Genomic DNA, 694 nt, shown 5'->3' on the forward strand with positions numbered 1-694 from the left:
TTTTCCAGAAAAGGAGCTGATGTATGGACTTTATCATCGACGCAATCGTTGAATGGCTGAAAGGTCTGCTCGTCGATGGTATCATGGGAAATCTGGATGGTCTTTTCGATAACGTCAATCAGAGCGTTGGCGAGATCGCCACACAGGTAGGCACGACCCCGGCGGACTGGAACGCCGGGGTCTTTTCCATGATACGACAGATCTCTGAAACTGCCATCCTGCCAATCGCCGGGGTCATCCTCACTTTTGTAATGACTTATGAGCTGATACAGATGCTCATAGAACGCAACAACCTCCATGAAGTTGACACATGGATGTTTTTTAAGTGGGTGTTCAAAACCTTTGTGGCTGTGATGATCCTGACGAACACCTTCAATATCGTGCTGGCGGTCTTTGATGTGAGCCAGCATGTGATACAGCAGTCAGCGGGCATTATCCAGAACGGGACAGAGATCACGCCGGATGTGCTGGACAGTTTGCGGACAGAGCTTGAGGCGATGGAGTTAGGCCCTCTGTTCGGACTCTGGCTCCAGTCCTTCCTGATCCAGCTTACCATGATTGCCTTAAACATCGTGATCTTCGTTATCGTATATGGCCGTATGATTGAAATTTATTGCGCGTCCAGAAGCGCCGCTTTTCATCCAAAGGCGGTGTGCGGGCATTTTGGGAACCCGGCTTTAGCAAGCCGGTAAAG

1 pseudogene is annotated in these 694 nt (G+C 50.0%); it reads left to right on the forward strand.

Going from position 1 to position 694, the window contains the following annotated elements:
- Positions 1-23: 23 nt before the first annotated feature.
- A pseudogene (locus tag GPK90_RS15420) lies at positions 24-632 on the forward strand (VirB6/TrbL-like conjugal transfer protein, CD1112 family); the annotation flags it as partial.
- Positions 633-694 lie beyond the last annotated feature (62 nt).

Origin of the sequence: Clostridium sp. MCC344, from assembly GCF_018785365.1 — a bacterium.
Classification (GTDB): Bacteria; Bacillota; Clostridia; order Lachnospirales; family Lachnospiraceae; genus Pilosibacter.